This is a genomic window from Candidatus Pelagibacter sp. Uisw_121, assembly GCF_047722545.1.
Classification (GTDB): domain Bacteria; phylum Pseudomonadota; class Alphaproteobacteria; order Pelagibacterales; family Pelagibacteraceae; genus Pelagibacter.
This window is the reverse complement of record NZ_CP159816.1, coordinates 989,908-1,009,650: the sequence shown is the minus strand read 5'-3', so window position 1 is coordinate 1,009,650 and position 19,743 is coordinate 989,908. Positions and strand designations below refer to the sequence as shown.

The 19,743-nt window shown below is 31.0% G+C and carries 9 protein-coding genes and 1 pseudogene; 6 read left to right on the top strand and 4 right to left on the bottom strand.

What is annotated here, in order from left to right; translation table 11 throughout:
• Positions 1-82 precede the first annotated feature (82 nt).
• On the top strand, positions 83-2,260 hold the full coding sequence (locus tag ABXT52_RS05365) for an autotransporter domain-containing protein (RefSeq protein WP_415271540.1): 2,178 nt from the start codon (positions 83-85) through the stop codon (positions 2,258-2,260).
• A gap of 8 nt (positions 2,261-2,268) precedes the next feature.
• Positions 2,269-4,116 carry a hypothetical protein gene (locus tag ABXT52_RS05360; protein ID WP_415271539.1) on the top strand — a complete coding sequence of 616 codons (1,848 nt, stop codon included), beginning with the start codon at positions 2,269-2,271 and terminating at the stop codon, positions 4,114-4,116.
• 8 nt (positions 4,117-4,124) lie between these two features.
• Here the strand turns inward: ABXT52_RS05360 and ABXT52_RS05355 are convergent, their stop codons facing one another.
• Positions 4,125-4,469 carry a hypothetical protein gene (locus ABXT52_RS05355; protein ID WP_415271538.1) on the bottom strand — a complete coding sequence of 115 codons (345 nt, stop codon included), beginning with the start codon at positions 4,467-4,469 and terminating at the stop codon, positions 4,125-4,127.
• On the bottom strand, positions 4,469-6,862 hold the full coding sequence (locus ABXT52_RS05350) for an autotransporter domain-containing protein (protein WP_415271537.1): 2,394 nt from the start codon (positions 6,860-6,862) through the stop codon (positions 4,469-4,471). Before ABXT52_RS05350 ends, ABXT52_RS05355 begins: the two co-directional genes overlap by 1 nt.
• A gap of 213 nt (positions 6,863-7,075) precedes the next feature.
• Between ABXT52_RS05350 and ABXT52_RS05345 the strand changes: the two genes are divergently transcribed.
• The 4 genes from ABXT52_RS05345 to ABXT52_RS05330 all read left to right on the top strand — a co-directional run bounded on the left by ABXT52_RS05345 (position 7,076) and on the right by ABXT52_RS05330 (position 15,238).
• The gene (locus ABXT52_RS05345) at positions 7,076-9,274 is read left to right on the top strand and encodes an autotransporter domain-containing protein (protein WP_415271536.1); all 2,199 of its coding nucleotides are present in this window, start codon (positions 7,076-7,078) and stop codon (positions 9,272-9,274) included.
• A 4-nt stretch (positions 9,275-9,278) separates the two neighbouring features.
• Positions 9,279-11,552, top strand: a complete 2,274-nt coding sequence (locus ABXT52_RS05340; RefSeq protein WP_415271535.1) for an autotransporter domain-containing protein — start codon at positions 9,279-9,281, stop codon at positions 11,550-11,552.
• A 129-nt stretch (positions 11,553-11,681) separates the two neighbouring features.
• A complete protein-coding gene (locus ABXT52_RS05335; RefSeq protein WP_415271534.1) occupies positions 11,682-13,901 on the top strand; it encodes an autotransporter domain-containing protein in 2,220 nt (739 codons plus the stop codon).
• Positions 13,902-14,182: 281 nt separating this feature from the next.
• The gene (locus ABXT52_RS05330) at positions 14,183-15,238 is read left to right on the top strand and encodes a D-alanine--D-alanine ligase (protein WP_415271533.1); all 1,056 of its coding nucleotides are present in this window, start codon (positions 14,183-14,185) and stop codon (positions 15,236-15,238) included.
• Here ABXT52_RS05330 and carB read toward each other — a convergent pair.
• Both carB and carA read right to left on the bottom strand, forming a co-directional pair.
• Complete coding sequence (carB, locus tag ABXT52_RS05325) at positions 15,235-18,459, bottom strand: carbamoyl-phosphate synthase large subunit (protein WP_415271532.1); 3,225 nt, start codon at positions 18,457-18,459, stop codon at positions 15,235-15,237. The two genes, ABXT52_RS05330 and carB, sit on opposite strands and share 4 nt — an antisense overlap.
• Positions 18,437-19,634: pseudogene (carA, locus tag ABXT52_RS05320) on the bottom strand (glutamine-hydrolyzing carbamoyl-phosphate synthase small subunit). The gene carB and the pseudogene carA overlap by 23 nt, the downstream one beginning before the upstream one ends.
• Positions 19,635-19,743 lie beyond the last annotated feature (109 nt).

Sequence of the window (19,743 nt, the reverse complement as noted above, 5' to 3'; positions counted from 1 at the left end):
AAACGAAGTTATAGTTAACAAATTTAATTCGATTTGAGCACCAACACAGTTGTATTTATCCCAAATTCACTAGTCTGCAGAGGTGAAAAAAATTCTCAAGACATCATTTTTTGTATTCAGCTTTTTAGCTTTATTTTATTCTAATGCTTTTGCTTTTTTAGAATTTCAAAAAGAAAAAATACTATCCACAGATGTACCTGGTGTTAGAGGAATAAACTTTAAACCAGACGGAAGCATAATGTATATAACAAATCGTGTTGCAAATCAGGATGCCTACATAGTTCAATATTCGCTTAGCACTCCATTTGATATAAGTACAGCAACAAGAACATTTGATGATGGAGCTGGAACAAAATTAACATGTAGTACGGATATGCAATTACCACACGCCATTGAATTTAAACCTGATGGAACAAGAATGTTTATAACTACCAACAAAGATCATGGAACTGGAAATCCTGGAGTTGCCGTCTATCAATTTAAATTAACAACTGCTTGGGACACTTCTACATTAGATTGTGAGAAAATATTTGAAGTAGACATAACTGGTGATAACGATGAAAATCAAGTAAGAACTATAACATTTAAACCTGATGGAACACGTATGTTTGTAGGTGGAAAAACTAAAGATAAAATAAGAGAATATATATTAACAACTCCTTTTGACCTTAGATCTGGAGTTTCATTGGGTTCTTTATCAGCCAGTCTAGCCAGCTCTTCTGATGGAGATATGAGAAATATTCAATTGCATTCTGATGGGACCATTTTGTATGTTGCAGGTGATGGTAATAATAATATGCACAAATATACCCTAAGTACACCTTGGGATATCACAACTATATCTTCTACTTCTACTTTATACGAGTTAGGCAGCAGAGTTACTCATATGAGAGGTTTTATATTCACAGCAAATTTTACGAAGTTGTTTGTTACTAATGATGCTGGTTCTTCTGCTTCAACAAACAAAATTTTTGAATATAGTTTAGACTGTGCTGGTACAATTACATGTATTGATGCTTCAAATAATGCTGATGTTAAAGCAATTATTGAAGCTAATGTTGAATTATCAAAACGTATAATTAAAAATAATACTCTTCCAATCTTTCACCGAATTGAGTGGTTAAGAAGACATAAAAATAAAGATAATTTATCAAATCTTAATGCAGAAATTGATTTTACAAATGAAAAAATATCAAAATTAGTTACCACCCTTAAAAGCTCAAAAAAAGAAGTTGATAGAAGTTATGATAGTGAGGATTGGTTTAAATGGAGTGAAGGTAGAGTTAGTTTAGGTAAAAATAAATCTATAAATTCATCATCAAGAGATTTTCACAGTTATGGTATCTCAGTTGGTGCAGATAAGATTAAAGATGATGATAGAGATGCTATGCATGGATACGTTTTTCAGTATGGCAACGATAATGTTGATATTGGATATAAAGGAAGCAAATTAGAGACAGATGCTTATAGTTTTGCTTTATATAATACCAAACTTAGAGATGATCACGTTTTTACAGATACATTAATTGGAGTTAGTTTACTAGATATAGACCAAAAAAGGGTTACTTATGACAACATTTTAGAGGGAAACCGAGAAGGCCAACAGATCTATGGATCATTTAATTTTGGAAAAAGAATAGTTGATGAAGATCTAAATCTTAATCCAGGTATTAAATTAGATTTAGGGTACACAAAACTAAAAGCTTTTAGAGAAAAATCAAATGTAGCAAATAGTTTAACCGATGTATTACTTTATAAAGAGCAAAATATTAAATCAGCATTAGTAACACTCGGTGTCCTTTTAGATAAAACTGATACAGATAAAGAAGAGGATGAAATTATTAATCATCATGGGAGATTAGAATATATTGCTGATCTAAGCCCATCATCAGATGCAGAATTTTATTATCTAAATAGTCAAAGTACAGTTTACAATTATAATGTAGAAAATAAATCAAAGCATAATTTTAGAATTGGTTATGGTTTTGATGTCACTTCCATATCAGGTTGGTCGTTAGTTGGAAATTTTGAGAGATTTGAATCTTTCGGCAAAGGTTACAGTGATGATATCTATTTATCTGTAGGGTATGTTCCAATAGACGCAATGAAATTTGTATTTGATGTAAATAATTTTGAAAATACTAATTTATCATTAACCAACAACTTAAATGGATTTGATTTAAAAATGAGTTCTAATTATAATTTTTTAAGTGATGTACCTGACTATGGTGCAAATATAGAGGTTTCAAATAAATTTTGATAAGTACAATGAAAAATATATCATTCATTTTTATTCTTTTATTTTGTTCTTTTCTTATGGGTTCTGCCTATTCAGAAAATATAACAGAAGCCAATACTGTAAATAGTACTAGTAATAACAATACCACTCAAAAAAAATTCATTGCAGATTACACATCTTTAACAATTTCAGAATCTACCACTTTATCAACAGACGCATCACAAACAGTAAATATTTTTAGAAAAAATAATGGAACTGTAACAGTTGAGTCTGGATCCTCAATTTTTTCTAATGGTGCTAATTCCTCTAATACAATTCAGGGAAGAACACAATCAGGCTTAACTGTAACTAACTCAGGAACTATCAGCGCCGGTAATTCTAAAGCTATTAACTTACTTGATGCTACAAATTCCATTATTACAAATAACACAGGTGGTATTATTAAAAGTAATACTAATACAATTACTGTTACAGCAACCAATGATAATGACGCCAATAATGTAACAATAAATAACTCTGGAGAAATTTATGCTTACTCAACTGATCCAGCAGCAAATAGTGCTGCTATCAAATCTGAAGCTGATACAGATAATATAACTATAATAAATAATTCTGGAGGATACATTCACAGCAATAGCGGCAATAGCAGTGTGCAACAAGGATCAACAGTTTTTATTTCTTCACTATCAAATGCAACACTAACCAATAGCGGTACAATAGAAAATAAAGCTGGTGTTAATAATTACGCACTTGGAATAGCTGGAAGCGGTGTCACGGTAACTTTAAGAGATAAAGGAAAAGTAATAGGTAAAATAAATGTAGCAGGCTCAGGTCACACTATTAAACTACAACACGGAGCTGGTCAGGCTTATTTCTATGACATAGATGAAGATGGAACTTATGATTTAGAAGACTTAGATGGCAACCCAGTTGTTAAAGGTTCAGCTGGATCAATCGGTCAAGGCGGTAATGAGATGTTAGATGAAACACTAAGTTATAAGTCTTTAAATATGAGAAAGTCACTTATTCGTTTTAAAAAAAGTGAGGCATATTTAAATCAAGATGAATGGGGTGAATTTTTCACTACATTTAATAAAAGAAAAGAAAATAAAAGTACTTTAAGACTTGGCAGTAAAACAGCTAGTTTTGGTGCAAATATTATTGAGCCTATATCTGAAAATAAAAATTTTATTTTGTCAGTTGAGACTGGCTCACTAAACATCGCCCAAGGCCATGATATTAATAAAGTTGGTTTTTTAACAGGATTACATTTTAATGAAGTTGAAATTTTTAATATAAATCCAGATTTATTCATATTAGGAGGAGCAAATTATAATAAGAGTGATAGAAACATTTTAACCAATACAACAACAACTGGTGAGTATAATATTACAGATTTATATGAAAACTATGAGTTTTTAATTGGAGCTAAGACAAATCTTAATAGTTTATTTCCAGATTTAAGCCTGAATAATTTATCCCCAGATATAAGCTTAAATTTTGGTTATTCATACACACCCTCACATGAAGAAAGTAAATATTTTAAATGGGAAGACAAAGATATTTATAATGGTTCAATAGCCTTAAGTGATGAATACGAAATAATAAATAATGAAAAAACAAATTTTTATATATCATGGATAGCTGATGCTAGATCTGTACTTGATGAAAATGTACAAGTTTTTTATGTAAATGGAGTAAAAGGATCTTACTCTCAAAATAATGATTTAAAAAACGAATTAAGCTTATCTGCAGGTTTAAATTATGAGTATAAATTTTCAAAAAATAATATTTTTTTAATGTCATTAGACGGACTTCAAACAAGTCAACATACAAGAGGAATTCAAGCAAATTTAAATTATATTTCGAAATTTTGATTTAATAATTATTCTATAACTTCAATTTCATTAATGATGCTTACAATTTTTCTACCCTTAAGGACGGCATTCACTCTTGCACATTCATAGTAAGCAGATGAGCTCTCTTCTGCTATTTGTTTCATTTCCAAACACCTAGATTTATTCTTAGTTAATAAATGCTCAAATAATTCTGGTGGGTCACCCAAATACATCATGAGACCAATTACTTCACCTTGCTTTTCAAAATCTGCTTTTTCTTCTATATCTGCTACTCTATCATCAACACCAATTTCAAAATTTTGAAACGCTACAAAGCCTTTATAAAAAATAAAAGCTAAAGCTAAGTAGAAAACTATTTTTATTTTACTCATTAAAATTTACTTGAAATTTCTATATTCGCACCATAGTCAGGAATTTTAGTAAATAAATTCATATTAGAGTTTAATTGGAGATTAAAATTATTGATGTCTTTTACGTAGCTTAAATTGGCAGTATTATTTGATAAAGGATCAAAATCAAAAGCAAACTCTGTATCTTCTTCTTTTGATTTACTAATTTTAATTATAAAATTCTCATTAATAAAAGTTCGATTTGTTCCTACAATAGCACAACTTCCACAATCATCATTTAAACTAATCATCTTTTGATAATCTACAAATATAGTGTAGCCATTTTCAACTATATGCTCAAAACCAATATTGGTTTTTAATTTTTTATTATAATATTTAGTAATCGTTTCTTTATTTACACTAGTTGAGCCTACATTCTGATATTTATAGGTAATATCATCGCTTAGATCATAAATAATTTCAATCCCTCCCATTGGTTGGAAAGACGTTCCCTCTTGCTCATTCTCATATTTTTCCATTTCAAATAAAAGACCACCAGCAAATTCACCACTTACAAATGTATCTTCGTGATAACGAATATCATCAGCTGGCCGATCCATGGCTTGACTTATAAAATCTGTAAATTCAGATAATTGTGTCACTCCATAAGTAAATTTTCCTGTAGGAGTGATATTAAACTTACCGTATGCATTTTTAGTTCTGTAATTAATGGATGCAAATGCTTGTTTTCCATTTCGATTACCTGATGTTGTCCCTGAGTACTTATTGTCAAATTTTAAGGCGCTTAGACCTAAAACTGCATTTATATACTGGTTGTTAATTGTCGGAACAATACCATAAATATTCAATGTCAAAGACTGTAGATCGACATTTTGAACAGAACGTCTAATATTTGATGCACTATCCGCATACCTTACTGCCAAGCCAAAAAACTTATTATCTCCAATTTTTCTATCTGAACCAAATGTTATACCTTTTGTTTTAATACCTTTTGCTTTATCTAAAAGTGTTTCCTCAAAATCTCCTATTGATACATCCACTATACTCCATGATGACCATTTAGATTTCTTCTTTTCATCTTTATTTAAAGTATTGCTTACAAGTGATGCTAAATTATTTTTTAATGAGGGTTCAAACTTACTTACTAAAGATTTTAATAAAGGATTAGGGTAGTTTATATTAATATTGTGACTAGATAAATTCTCATTCTTTCTATTTCTTTTTATCCATTCAAATCTTTTAAAAATAGTTGAAACATTTGAACTTATATTTTGATTAGACAATTCAACTTGAGAAGCAACAGAGGCGCTTGCACTGGATACACAGACAGCTAAACCATAAGGACACTCTAAATCAAATTGATTGATCATGTCGACACCAGTACCACTTTTTATTTCTACTACAAATAATTTCATTCCATCGCTCGAAAACCCCATTCCTCTTGGTTGACCATCCTTATCTGAACCCCTGTTTAGAAAAACATCATTCATATCCCATTTGCCTACATTTACTGCTGTTGAAACATCATAATTTTTTCCTAAGCTAAATTGATAAACAAAATTATTATTTTCTGTTTGTGTATTTGCCATCAAAATAAACATGGCACTACCATCAGGGTTAAATTCAATATCAAAGCCTTGGTCATGAAAGGATGCACTAACAACTATACCCTTAGTATTTAAATTGACTTGGTGAATTTGAGTTGTTGAAGAAATATCAAAAGGTGCTGGTAAAGAATAGGTTGTTACAACTGGATTATCAGAAAGACTGTCTAGTGTAAAAAGTTTTGTTCCGTCTCTACTAAAATGCATACTGTCAATTGTATTGCCAAATTGGACTCGAGTTTCGTATGACATTGTACTTATATCATATGGGGTACTTAAATTAAATTTACCTATATCACCAATGGTATCCAAAACAAAAAATGTACTACCCCTATTCCCAATATGAAGACCTTCTATCATGTTTGAAGATGTTATTTGACCATCTGATATCGCACCTGGACTCGCACCTTCGATATCTGCACAAGTCGCGTTTGCATCATTCCTAATTTTATCTGTCAAGATTTCATTGGGAGTTCCAAGTCTATTCATACTTAATTGGTTGTTGTCTATATTATTGCCGCCATCACCACTTCTATTGGCTGTAAATACTTGTAGACCATCATCACTAAGCACAACATCGTGAGGAGCCGTTGCTCTATCTAGATCAAGTGCTACACCATTGGTTGTTGCTGTACAATTTAGTCCACTTTGTTCATTACCTCCTGGAATTAAACCACCTTTCCATGTTACCGATAAAGGAGCAGCAAGGGCTAGTGATGAAAAAAATAAACTAAATAAAACTAAAAATACTTTTAGTTTAAGAGCACCTTTTAAAATTAATTTTTTACTTTTTTTTATTAAATTAAGCATCTTGATTTATTAAAATTTAGATAATTAGAATTTTTGATGAAGATTATTTTATCTTGGATAAAACGCACGCCCATATTAGAAATTAGGCCCGGTTTGAGCACTTAAATGAACTGAAAAACCATTAAATTAAATTTTATGTAGTATTTTTAATTATGGTATTTTTTTCAATAAAATTAGCTGTAGGTTTACTTGTGTTATCATTTTTTTTTCTTGATGCAAGCACAAGCGGAGACAGTTAAACCAACCTTTGTACGTTCAGCTGCAAGTGGTGCGATGACTGTACCTATTGGAGTAACACTTAGCCCGGATGGAACTAAAATTCACTTTGCTAAATATGGCAGTGGAAGAAATTTATACCAGTATGATTTAAGTATTCCATTTAATGTATCATCAATAGATTCTAGCTCAGAAGTTATCCTCGATGTAAATAGTGGTACCGATGCTATGGGGAATGGTAAAATAGAAGATTTAACATTTAATGGAGACGGTACAAAAGTATATGCAATAGGTTTTACAGGACAAATGACTGTTCACAGTTTATCAACACCATATGATTTATCTAATGCTACACCAGATGCAGATGATGGAATTAATTGGAGTACTACTTATGAGGATGAAACACAAGCAGGAGGTTCGGATAGTGCTGTTAGAATACATGGTATGCGTTTTAATAATGATGGAACAAAAATGTTTTTAGTTGATGTTAATGGCACACAAGGAGTTATAGAATATAATTTAAGCACTCCTTACCTTCCAGGCTCTGCATCATTTGGCAATTTTTTTGCAACTGAAAGTTCTGCAGAAATTCAAGATATAGACTTTGATGACGATGGCACAAGAATGTATGTATTAGATGGTAAAACAGGTGGTATAAATGACAATAGAATTTATGTTTATAAGTTAAGTACTGGTTTTGATACTTCAACTGCAACTTTTGCTGGTAGTATGTTAAATTTTTTTAATGCAGCAGGAGACGCCGGTGGAACACCAGGAGGTATGCATTTTTCTAAAGATGGTATGAAATTTTATCAGGTAACTATTTTTAACAATTATGCTAATATAGGTAACAAAGTTTATGAATATGATTTAAGCTGTCCTTATGGAATTGTATTATGTGAAAGTGAAACATCATCAGTTGCAAGTGCTCAAGTAGAAATAGCTAAAAATGTTATTCATCAAAATACTTCAACAATTTTTAAAAGATTCGAATGGTTACGTAGAAATGAAAATAAAACAAATTTAAATAGTCATAACTTAAAATTAAATATTAATAATCCAATTTTAGCGTCTTTAAAAAATGAACTACAATCATCTTTTAAGTCTTCTTTTAATGATGTTAAATATACTCAAGCATCATTAAAAACAGAAAAACCAGCAGAGAATAAAAGAAAATGGTCCCACTGGTCAAATGCTGATATTTCATTTGGAAGAGTGGGTGATACCATCTCATTAAAACCAAAAGAAATTACCACTAAGGGAATATCATTTGGTGCAGATAAATTAACCAAAAATGACAACTTTTTTGGATTTGTGGTTAGATACGGCAATGACGATGTTGATATAAAATCTTTAACTAATGAGGAATTAAATTCTCAATCATTATCTTTTAATGTGTATAGCCAATTACCTGTTAATGAAAAATCAAATTTAAATGCTTTATTAGGGGTAAGCTTTTTAAGTATAGACCAAATGATCTCTGGAACCATTACGGGTGAACGAAATGGAAAACAAATTTATACAGCTTTAAGTTACGAAGAAGAGCAAAATTACACTAAATTTGACATAATTCCTTATGGTAAAGCAGAATTAGGGATTACTCAATTATCTGAATACACAGATTTTGGTACCTCATCGACAAATAACATTGAGACCCATGAAAGACTAACTTTTAAAACTGGAAATGCATCTGCTGGCTTTAAGTTTGATCACACTTTGTATTGGGATGAAGATAAACTAAGTGGAAATGGGCATTATGATGAAAACAAACTAAATAGAAATGGATTTCTAGAGTATGTGGTTGATTTCACTCCTGATATTGATCATCGTTATAAAAATCACATTGATAGTGTCACAGTTCAAAACACCATTAAAAGATATTCTTTAAATAATATTAAAGGAAATATTGGCTTTGAATTATTTAAAAAAAGTGGTCATACATTTGCATTAAATTATGAACGGTTTCAAAGCTTAGATAATAGTGCACACACAGATAGTTTGCTTTTTAAATTTGGAAAACAGAAAAATAAAAATACTAATCTTAATGTAATTTATGATCCTTTAAAAAATAACAATACTGAAATCAGTTATTTAAAAAATTATGATAATTTTAATTTAAAAGTAAAATCTAACTACGCGATGTATAGTAAAATTCCTGACTATGGAGCAGGTATTGAATTATCAGCAACATTTTAATTATATGAAATTTATAAAAAACTTTATTTTAATTTTATTATTTATATTTCCCATCTCTAATTCATTTGGAGCTATGGTAACCGAAGTAGACAGCGACCAAGCATACAGTTTTCTTGATGGTGGTGGAACTACCGGTACTGCAAATAATGGTATTGCTTTTAATCCTGATGGAACTAAAATGTTTGTGTCTCGTACCGCTAACACCCAATTTATAATCGAATATAATCTATCAACACCATTTGATATTTCTGCAGCTACTTATGCAGGAGATGCTCAGAGATGTGAATTAGGTACTGCTGCAACTTTAAATCCAGCCAATATTGGTGATATGGTGTTTAGTAGCGATGGACTTAAAATGTTTTTTGTCCAAAGAGCATTAAATGATAATGCTAACGACGATCGTATATATAGATATGATTTAAATAAACCTTATGACATTTCAACATGTGAATATGTTGCAGATGTAAATCCTGATTTTCGTGAAACAACATATGATATATCAACAACTATTTCAGATCCTTGGAGATTTGGAGATTTAGGAAGTAGGGGCGAAGTAGATGATCATCATGTACAAGGTATTGAGATCAATCCCGATGGCACAAAAATATTTTTAAGCTTTAATGGTACGGCCGGTGGCACTTCTGGTTCTCTTGATGGTATTAGAGAATATACTCTTTCAACCCCATATGATTTATCAACACTATCACATGTTGAAAATGCCGGAATTCTTTTAACGCAAAGTAATCCTGATGCAATTTTTTTTAGTGCAAATGGAAAAAGAATTTTTGTTACCGATCATTTGCGATATACAGTTGCTCAATATTCACTTTCAAAAGCATATGATACATCATCACATCAAAAAGATGGAGAGGTAATCATAAAAAATTTCATATCAACTAAAACTGCCATCCAAATAAGAGCGCTTGCATTTAGCGCAGCTGGATTAAAAATGTTTGTCTCTGATGATGGTGGGAGTGCTGATGATACAATACATGAATTTGATTTAGTGTGTCCTTTTAATATTATTGCAGGAAAATGTCCTCCAGTTACAGAAAATAGTGTCAGAACGGGAATAGTTATTGCACAAATAGAAGTTGCAACAAGAACTATAGAGCACTCAACGGATACTGCTTTAAATAGATTGAAGTGGATTAGAAGAAACAAAGATAATCAAAACTTAACTAATCTTAATTTAGATCTTAATTTTACCAATCAAATGCTTGCCTCTCTTACTAAAGTAGTAAAAACCTCAGCTACTACAAAGAAAAAAGAGGAAAAACAACAAGACGTATTTTATTGGAGCGAAGGAAGTATTGCTGTTGGCAGAGTTGGAGAGACAAAGGTTTCTTCATTTAAAAAGATTAAAACTGATGCAATTACAGTTGGAGTGGATAAATTTACCAAAAATAATGGCATAAGTGGACTTGCTTTTAGGTTTGGTAAAAATGATGTTGATGTTGGCTCAGCTGGAAGCAATTTAGATACGAATACTTATAATTTAACCCACTATTCCTCATCGCCAATTGAAGATGATACAAAATTTATAGACACTGTTTTTGGAGCGGGTATCCTCAACTCTGATATTTTATCAGTGCTTGATGGTAAACGTGTAACCGCTGATAGAAAAGGTAGACAAATATATGGAACAATTAAATTAAAAGATGAGATTAAGAAAAATAATTTAATTCTAATTCCTTCTGGACAAATAGACCTTGGTTATACCCGGTTAGATAGTTATCAAGAAAGTGGTAACACTGCTATGAAATTTAAAAAGCAAGATGTTCAATCAAGAAATGCCAGGCTTTCAATTGCTGCAGTAGAAGAATTAGAAAATGAAAAATATAAAATTAGAAAACATGGAAAATTAGAATACAAAGCAAATTTAAATCGTTCTTCTAATATAAAATATTCTTACGTGTCTGATGCATCAAGTGGTGAATTTGATACCAAACTAAATTCAGGTGCTTTGCATAATTTAAATGGGGAATTGGGTATAGATATAATTTTACCGGATAGCTTTAGTATCTTTTTAATCTATGAAAGAAATCAAGCTTTAGGCACGGGTCATACTGATAAAATACATTTAGCGATAGGATATTTACCAAACAGAAAAACTAACTATGCTTTTAAGTTAGCAGGCTCAGAAAATTTAGGATCTGAATTTAAGATAAGTAAAAATATCAATGATTTTGAAATTGATTTTAAATTAAACAATCAAGATGTATTGAGGCCAAATACTTTTGATGAAGCAGCAATTAATTTAAAGAAAATCTTTTAATTTAATCTTTTTCAGACAAACTCTAAAAGCTCAGTAAATTCATCACAAATGTTAGTTAACCCCGCCCAGTTTGAGCACTAACAAAGATAGGCTAAGTAATAAAATAAATTTTATAGGCTATTTTCAACTATGGAATTTATTTTAAGAAAACTAGCTAGATGTATTCACGTCACTTTTTTTTTGATTATTTTTTTTAGTTCAAAAATAGTTTATTCAGCAGATTTCACTTTTCCTACATCTTTAACAACCGATACCTCAGATTTCGTTTTAGTTTCTGATACTGGCACTACTCCTTCTGTAAGTGGTTTCTCTACCGAAGTACTTATAACAATTACTGCAACAGCGGGTTATGTAAAGGTAACAACAGTTACAGGCCTTGAACAAATCCACGGTCTCTGTGGTTATACATCTGACTCTAACTCTGAACCTACTAATTGTTCAAACAATGATAGATCAGAGATTGGCTTTCAAGGAACTGAAGCAGAAGTTAATACTGCATTGGCGACACTTTCATTTAAGGGTGATGGAACCACTTCAAATACTACTATTTCGGTTTCAGCAACTCCAGAAGGAGCTTCTTATAATCCTGTTAATGGTCATTATTACAGAGTTCTTGGTAGCTCATCCGCTGTTCTTTGGCAGAATGCAAGAAGGTATGCTAAAAATGAAATAGATGACCCCAATCACTCGGATGTTCAAACATTTAATGGACTTACAGGATATTTAGTAACCATTACGACTGCACAAGAAAATAATTGGATTAAAGAAAAAATTTCAACAAATGCCTGGACGGGGGGATCTGATAGTGAAACTGAAAATATATGGAAGTGGATGGATGGTCCTGAAGCTGGTCAAACATACACCTGCCAAAAATATGTGGAACCAAGGGTTGGAGGAACAGGTGCTGCAATCAGTGGATGTTCAGAACAAAGTTATCTTAATTGGGTGCCAGGTGAACCAAATTCAGTCAATGCAGCAGAAGATGATGGAAGCTGGGAAGAAGATTATATGCATGTTTATGGTGATCCAACTGATGATAAATTTGGTCAGTGGAATGATTTTGCTAGTCCTGGCAGAAATGAATCTAATCTTGATGATGTTACAAAATATATCGTTGAATACGGTGGCATGGGAGGCACAGCCACAGTTTTTGGATCAGCATCATTATCAATAAATTCTACTGAAGTTGATTTTTTTGTTGATAAAGATTTAGTTGGGATAGTTGAAGGACAATCAGAAAGTGCAAAAAGATTTATTTATAGTTCAACTTATCCTGTTTTAGAGAGAATGGAGTGGTATCGAACCACCAAAAAAAATGACAATATTAAATTTCAAGATCTAGGTATAGATATTGATATAACAAACAAAGACACCTATCCGTACGCAAAATTATTAGATGCTTATCTTTTAAAAGGTGATGTTAACAAAAAACAAAAGTTATCAAATAAGAATATTGAAAAATTTATAAGCGAATTACCCCTTTCACAATATTTAAAAAATGAATTTGGAATGGTGCCTCGAAAATGGAAAATTTGGAGCTCTGGATATTTTAAAAAAGGTAAAATTAAACTTCAATCAGGCAAGGTTAATCAAGAGTTCGATTCAGATGCTTTAACAATAGGAATGGATAAAATAATAAGGAAAAATACACTTTTTGGTATAGCTATTAGACTACAAGATGAGGATACTGATGTGGGGCAATCAGGTACTCAAATTAAATCTGATGCAAAAAGTGCAACAATATATTCAAGTTGGCATAAGAATAGTTCAACTTTTATTGATGGTTTAATTGGCTATGGATACATGGAGAATGATCTTACAAGAATTGTGCAAGCTAACCCTTCCAATCCTTTAACTGGAAATAGAGGTGTTAAGCAATATTTTACATCAATTAAATTTAATAAAATAAGAGATAAAGATAACTTTACATCATTATTATTTGGAAGATTTGATTATGGTTTATCTAAATTAAAAAGCTTTTCAGAGTCGGGGAATGCGCATGCATTAAGATTTGAAGAACAAAATTTAAAAAATAAATCTATTTCAATTGGTGCTTTAACAAAATATAAAAAGAAAATTAAGAAAGGATATTTTTTACCTTACGGTAGAATTGAATTTTTTGAAAATTTAACACCTAATTCAGAAGTTAAAACTTCTTATGTCTCTGATCCTAACACCACATATAATTATACTGTAAAAGAAGATTATTCAAATTCTCTAAAATTAGAGTTAGGTTTTGATTTAAATCTAATTGATAGTTGGTATTTTGCTACCTCAATTAGAAGATTAATTAAAAATAACAAAGACTTTGAAAATGAGTTTGCAATTAAAGTAAGCAAACCATTTTAATTATATCTACATTTAAATATTTTGAAAAGATGGAGATCGTCAAAGAAAGATGATTTATATGAGTTATTTACGTCTCTTTACCGATAAATTGAAAAGTTAAGTGGTATTAAATTTAAAGAGACTTGTATCTATAACCACCGATAGGGCGTACACTTAGTTTTTTTAGATATTGCCAGATAATTTTATACTTCATTAATTAGGCAACAATTTTTTAGAAAACAACTTTATTAGAAGAGTGCATCATTCATGCTTTTTTGCGTGGGTTATGTATTGGATTTATTATGATTATAAAAGATATAGCTAAACAAGGAATTCCAGAAATAGGTAATATTATACCTTTAAAAAAAAATAATATTATTCCAATAAAAATCAGTAAGACTATAGAAATAGTCGTAGTCCCTAATTTGGGTGAGGTAAATTCACATCAAGATAATGTTGGAATCATCATAGAAGAAAAAAATGTTCTAAGGATTTTATCTAAACGATATAAAAATGTTTTAATTACTGAAATTAATTCAGAAGAAGATCTTGAAGCCCTAGTTAAAAGAAAGCCCGATTTAGTATTCTCTGGTGTTAAGTATTTCTTTTTTAATAATAGGAAAATATGGCTAAATGATTATTTAGAGATGTTTGAAATTCCATATATCGCCTCAAGTAAAGCAGCTCTTGATAATGAAAGTGATAAAAATAGAGCAAAGAAGATTATGCAAAAAAACAATATTAGAACTGCAGATTTTTTTATAACAAACCCTGGTGAATACTTAAAAGAGTCATCTATACCAATAAAATTTCCTCTTTTTATAAAGCCAGTAACTGGTGGAGACAGTAGGGGTGTGGATAAAAATTCAATTGTATTTAATTTTGAAGATTTTACCTCAAAAGTACTAGATATTAAAATAAGTCAAAACTCACCTTCTTTAGTTGAAACTTATTTAGCAGGAAAAGAATATAGCGTTGGTATTTTTGAAGATAGTATTGATGGAACTTTAAGAGCTATGCCAATTGAAATTATTGTAAAAGAAAATGTAGACGGTCATTGTATTCTTGATTTTGATGTTAAAAAAAATGACGAGGAGAGCGTAATTCTTGTTTCTGATGTTGTGGTCTTTGACAAACTTTCAAAACTTGCAAAAGACTCGTTCAAAGCATTAGGTGGAAAATCTTTAGGTAGAATAGATATTAAAATGGATCACTTAGGTGTTCCTCATTTTATAGAAGCAAATTTAATGCCTGGTCTTCGAAAAGGTTATTTTTATAGATCGTGCGTTTTAAACCTTGATATGAGTTACGAAGATATGATTTTCAGTATTACAAATACTGGTTTGTCTTCACATTAAATATCTTGAAGTGCAGTTACGGTAATCTCTTTTGTCTTTAAAGATCTAATCCCCATCAGGCAAGCTTGAGCGGTAGACATGTTCGTACAGTAAGGAACTTTATTCCCTAGTGTTGCCCTTCTTAAAGCCATTGCATCCTGAAGACGATGTTCACTATTTCCACCACCCGTATTAATTACAAGTGCAATTTTTTTAGAATTTAGTACATCAACGATATGAGGAGAGCCTCCACTTACTTTATTTATTGTTTTACACTTTATTCCATGTTCACGAATGTATTCAGCAGTTCCACCTGTTGCACATAAAGTGAAATTTAATTTTATTAATTGTTTTGCTAAATCTACACCTTCATCTTTATGACCATCTTTAAGAGAGATAAATGCTAGACCTTTTGTTGGTAATGAATTCGATGCAGCAATTTGGCTTTTTGCGTAAGCCATACCAAAGTCTTTATCAAACCCCATAACTTCACCTGTTGATTTCATCTCAGGTCCTAACAATAAGTCACTATTTGGGAATTTATTGAAAGGAAATACAGCTTCTTTAACAGCAAACAGGTTTTTGTTTTTACCTTTTAAATTAAATTTAGATAATTTTTCACCAGTCATTACACGTGATGCAATTTTAGCAAGAGGTAGTCCTTTTGCTTTAGATACAAAAGGAACCGTTCTGCTTGCTCTTGGATTTACTTCAATTACATAAATTTCATCATTTTTAATGGCAAATTGAATATTCATAAAACCTTTAACATTTAATGCTAAAGCTAACTTTTTTGTTTGAACTTCTATTTCAGTTATCAGCTTTGGTTTAATTGATATGGGAGGTAAACTACATGCAGAATCTCCTGAGTGAATTCCAGCTTCTTCAATATGTTGCATGATACCTGCAACAAATACTTGTTTACCATCAGATATTGCATCAACATCAACTTCCATAGCGTGGCTAATAAACTTATCTATTAATATCGGATTATCCTCCGCTGCTTTAAATGCTTCTTCTACAAAGTTTTTTAATTGGCTTTTCTCATGAACAATTTCCATTGCTCTTCCACCTAATACATAAGAAGGTCTTACCATTAAAGGTAGTCCAATTTTTTCAGCAATTTGAATGGCTTGCTTGTAAGTTTTAGCAATACCACTTTCAGCTTGTTTTAATTTTAACCTATCAAGTAATTTTCTAAATCTGTCTCTATCTTCAGCAAGATCTATTGAGGTGTACTGTGTCCCTAAAATGGGGAGCTTGTTATCGTGTAGAAATTTTGCAAGTCTTATAGGAGTTTGTCCACCAAACTGAGCAATGATCCCCACAAGATTTCCTTTTTGCTGTTCTTTTTTAATAATATTATAAACATACTCTTCCTTAAGAGGTTCAAAGTAAAGCCTATCACTTGTATCGTAGTCAGTTGAAACCGTCTCAGGATTACAGTTAATCATTATGGTTTCAAAACCGCTATCTTTAAGAGCATAGCTTGCTTGGCAACAACAATAATCAAACTCAATACCTTGGCCTATACGGTTTGGCCCACCACCTAAGATTATAATTTTTTTTCTTGAAGAAGGTTCTGCTTCACACTCTGTATTTAGCGCATAATTTCTTTGATATGTTGAATACATGTAAGGGGTGAACGATTTAAATTCAGCAGCACAGGTATCTACTTTTTTGTAAACTGGTAATACTTTTAAAGCAGTTCTTTTTTTTCTAACAAGTTCTTCAGAAATTTTAGTAATCTCTGATAATTTTTTATCAGAAAAACCTATTGATTTAATTCTGTTAAACTCATTATAATCTTTAGGAAGACCTCTTTTTTGTATTTTATTTTCTTCATCAACAATTTCTTTTATTTGCTCTAAAAACCAAGGGTCTATTTTACAAAGTTGGTGAACTCTTTTAATACTTATTTTTTTTCTAAACGCTTCAGCAGCTAACAATATTCTATTTGGAATATTTTTTTTAAGTTCTTTTTCTATTTCTTTTTTATTTAATGGAAAAATTCGATCTAAACCTGAAAAGCCAATTTCAAGCGAAACCAATGCTTTTTGAAGAGATTCTTTAAAGTTTCTACCAATTGCCATTGCTTCACCCACTGACTTCATTGATGTTCCAAGAACCGCTTCAGATGTTGAGAATTTTTCAAAGGTAAATCTTGGTATTTTAGTTACTACATAATCAATACTAGGTTCAAAAGAAGCAGGCGTTGTTTTAGTAATTTCATTTTTTAATTCATCAAGTGTGTAACCAACTGCTAGTTTTGCTGCAACTTTTGCAATTGGAAACCCTGTTGCTTTAGAGGCAAGGGCAGATGAACGTGACACTCTTGGGTTCATTTCAATAATAACCATTCTGCCATCTTTAGGATTGATTGCAAATTGAACATTAGACCCACCTGTTTCTACTCCAATTTTTCTAAGACAAGCAATAGATGCATTTCTCATAACTTGGTATTCTTTATCAGTAAGTGTTAGAGCGGGTGCAACGGTAATTGAATCTCCTGTGTGAATTCCCATTGGATCAATGTTTTCAATAGAACAAATAATAATACAGTTATCTTTTTTATCTCTTACAACTTCCATTTCAAATTCTTTCCAACCCTCAAGGCATTCTTCAATTAAAATTTGGCTAACAGGGGATTCGTGTAAACCATCTTTAACTATTTTAAGATATTCTTTTTCAGTTTTAGCTATTCCTCCACCCAAACCACCTAAAGTAAAAGCAGGTCTAATGATTGCAGGCAACCCAATTTGTTTTAAAGCTTTTGCTGCATCTCTAACATGATTTACCACTTTAGATTTTGGTAAGTCCAAACCAATATCCAACATGTTTTTTCTGAATTTTTTTCTGTCCTCTGCGTTTGAGATCGCTTTAGAATTAGCTCCAATTAATTCAATTTTATATTTTTTAAGAATTCCCTTTTTCTCTGCTTCCATTGCTAAATTCAAAGCAGTTTGTCCACCCATTGTTGGTAAAATTGCGTCTGGCTTTTCTTTTTTTAGAATTTTCTCTAATACCTCTAACGTTATTGGCTCAATATAAGTTTTATCCGCAACACCAGGGTCCGTCATGATCGTTGCTGGGTTAGAGTTGATTAAAATAACTTTATAACCTTCATCTTTAAGGGCTTTACAGGCTTGTGTCCCTGAGTAGTCAAACTCACAGGCTTGACCAATGATTATTGGTCCTGCACCAACGACTAATATAGTTTTAAGATCTTTTCTTTTTGGCATTTTTTTTTATGTTGTTAATAAATTCTTCAAATAAATAAACACTATCTTGTGGTCCTGGATTTGATTCAGGGTGATATTGAACAGAAAAAACAGGTTTATTTTTTAATCTAATTCCTTCAATGCAATTATCAAATAAAGACTTGTGAGTGATTTGAATATTTTTTGGTAATGTTGCTCTTACAATTTCAAAGCCATGATTTTGACTAGTGATTTCAACATTATCTTTAATTAAGTTTTTAACTGGATGGTTAGCACCTCTATGACCTAGTTTCATTTTTTTAGTTTTTGCACCAAGTGCTAGAGCTAGAATTTGATGACCAAGACAAATACCAAAAATAGGTAAATTATTTTTGATTAATTCTTTAATGATTTCAATTGCATATTTACCAGTTGCCGCAGGATCTCCTGGGCCATTAGATAAAAAGATCCCATTTGGCTTTAATTTAAGGATGTCTTTTGCACCCGTTTTGCACGAAACCACTGTTACTTTACAATTCAGATCTGAGAAATATCTTAGGATATTTTTCTTAATACCATAGTCGATTGCAACAACATGTAATGAGTTTTTTTTATTTTTTAAGTAACCAGTTTCTTTTTTCCAAGTTTTAAAACCTGACCAAATATAATTTTTTTTAGTAGTTACTTGTTCTGCTAAATCTAAATTATTTAATCCACTCCACTTTGCTGTAATATTTGCTAATTTACTAATATTGAAATTACCTTTATTAGAAAAAGAAATAGTACCTTTAGGGGCCCCCTTATCTCTAATATGATTAGTTAAACCTCTAGTATCTAAACCAGTGATCCCAACAATTTTATTTTTTTTTTAACCACAGGTCTAAATTAACTAAAGATCTATAATTAGAAGGGCTTGTTATTTCAGAGTTAAAAATTACACCTTTGGTCCAAACTTTATCAGACTCTAAATCTTGCTTGTTAGTTCCAACGTTACCAACGTGAGGAAAGGTAAAATTGATAATTTGTCCAGCATATGAAGGGTCTGATATAATTTCTTGATATCCTGTTAGAGAAGTATTGAAGCATACTTCACCTGTCGCTGTTCCTTGATAGCCAATACCAACTCCTTTAAAGATAGTTTTATTTTCAAGAACTAAAACGCCTGTGTGAATCTGTGAGATTTTGTTAGAGCTAATCTTTTTTGCTTTTTTGATCAATTACAACTCATGAGTTAAAGGTTAATACAATAAAACCCTAAATATCGCAACAGAGATGTATTATAAAATTATAAAAAAACAATTTTTCTTTTGAAGAATTTTCACTTTG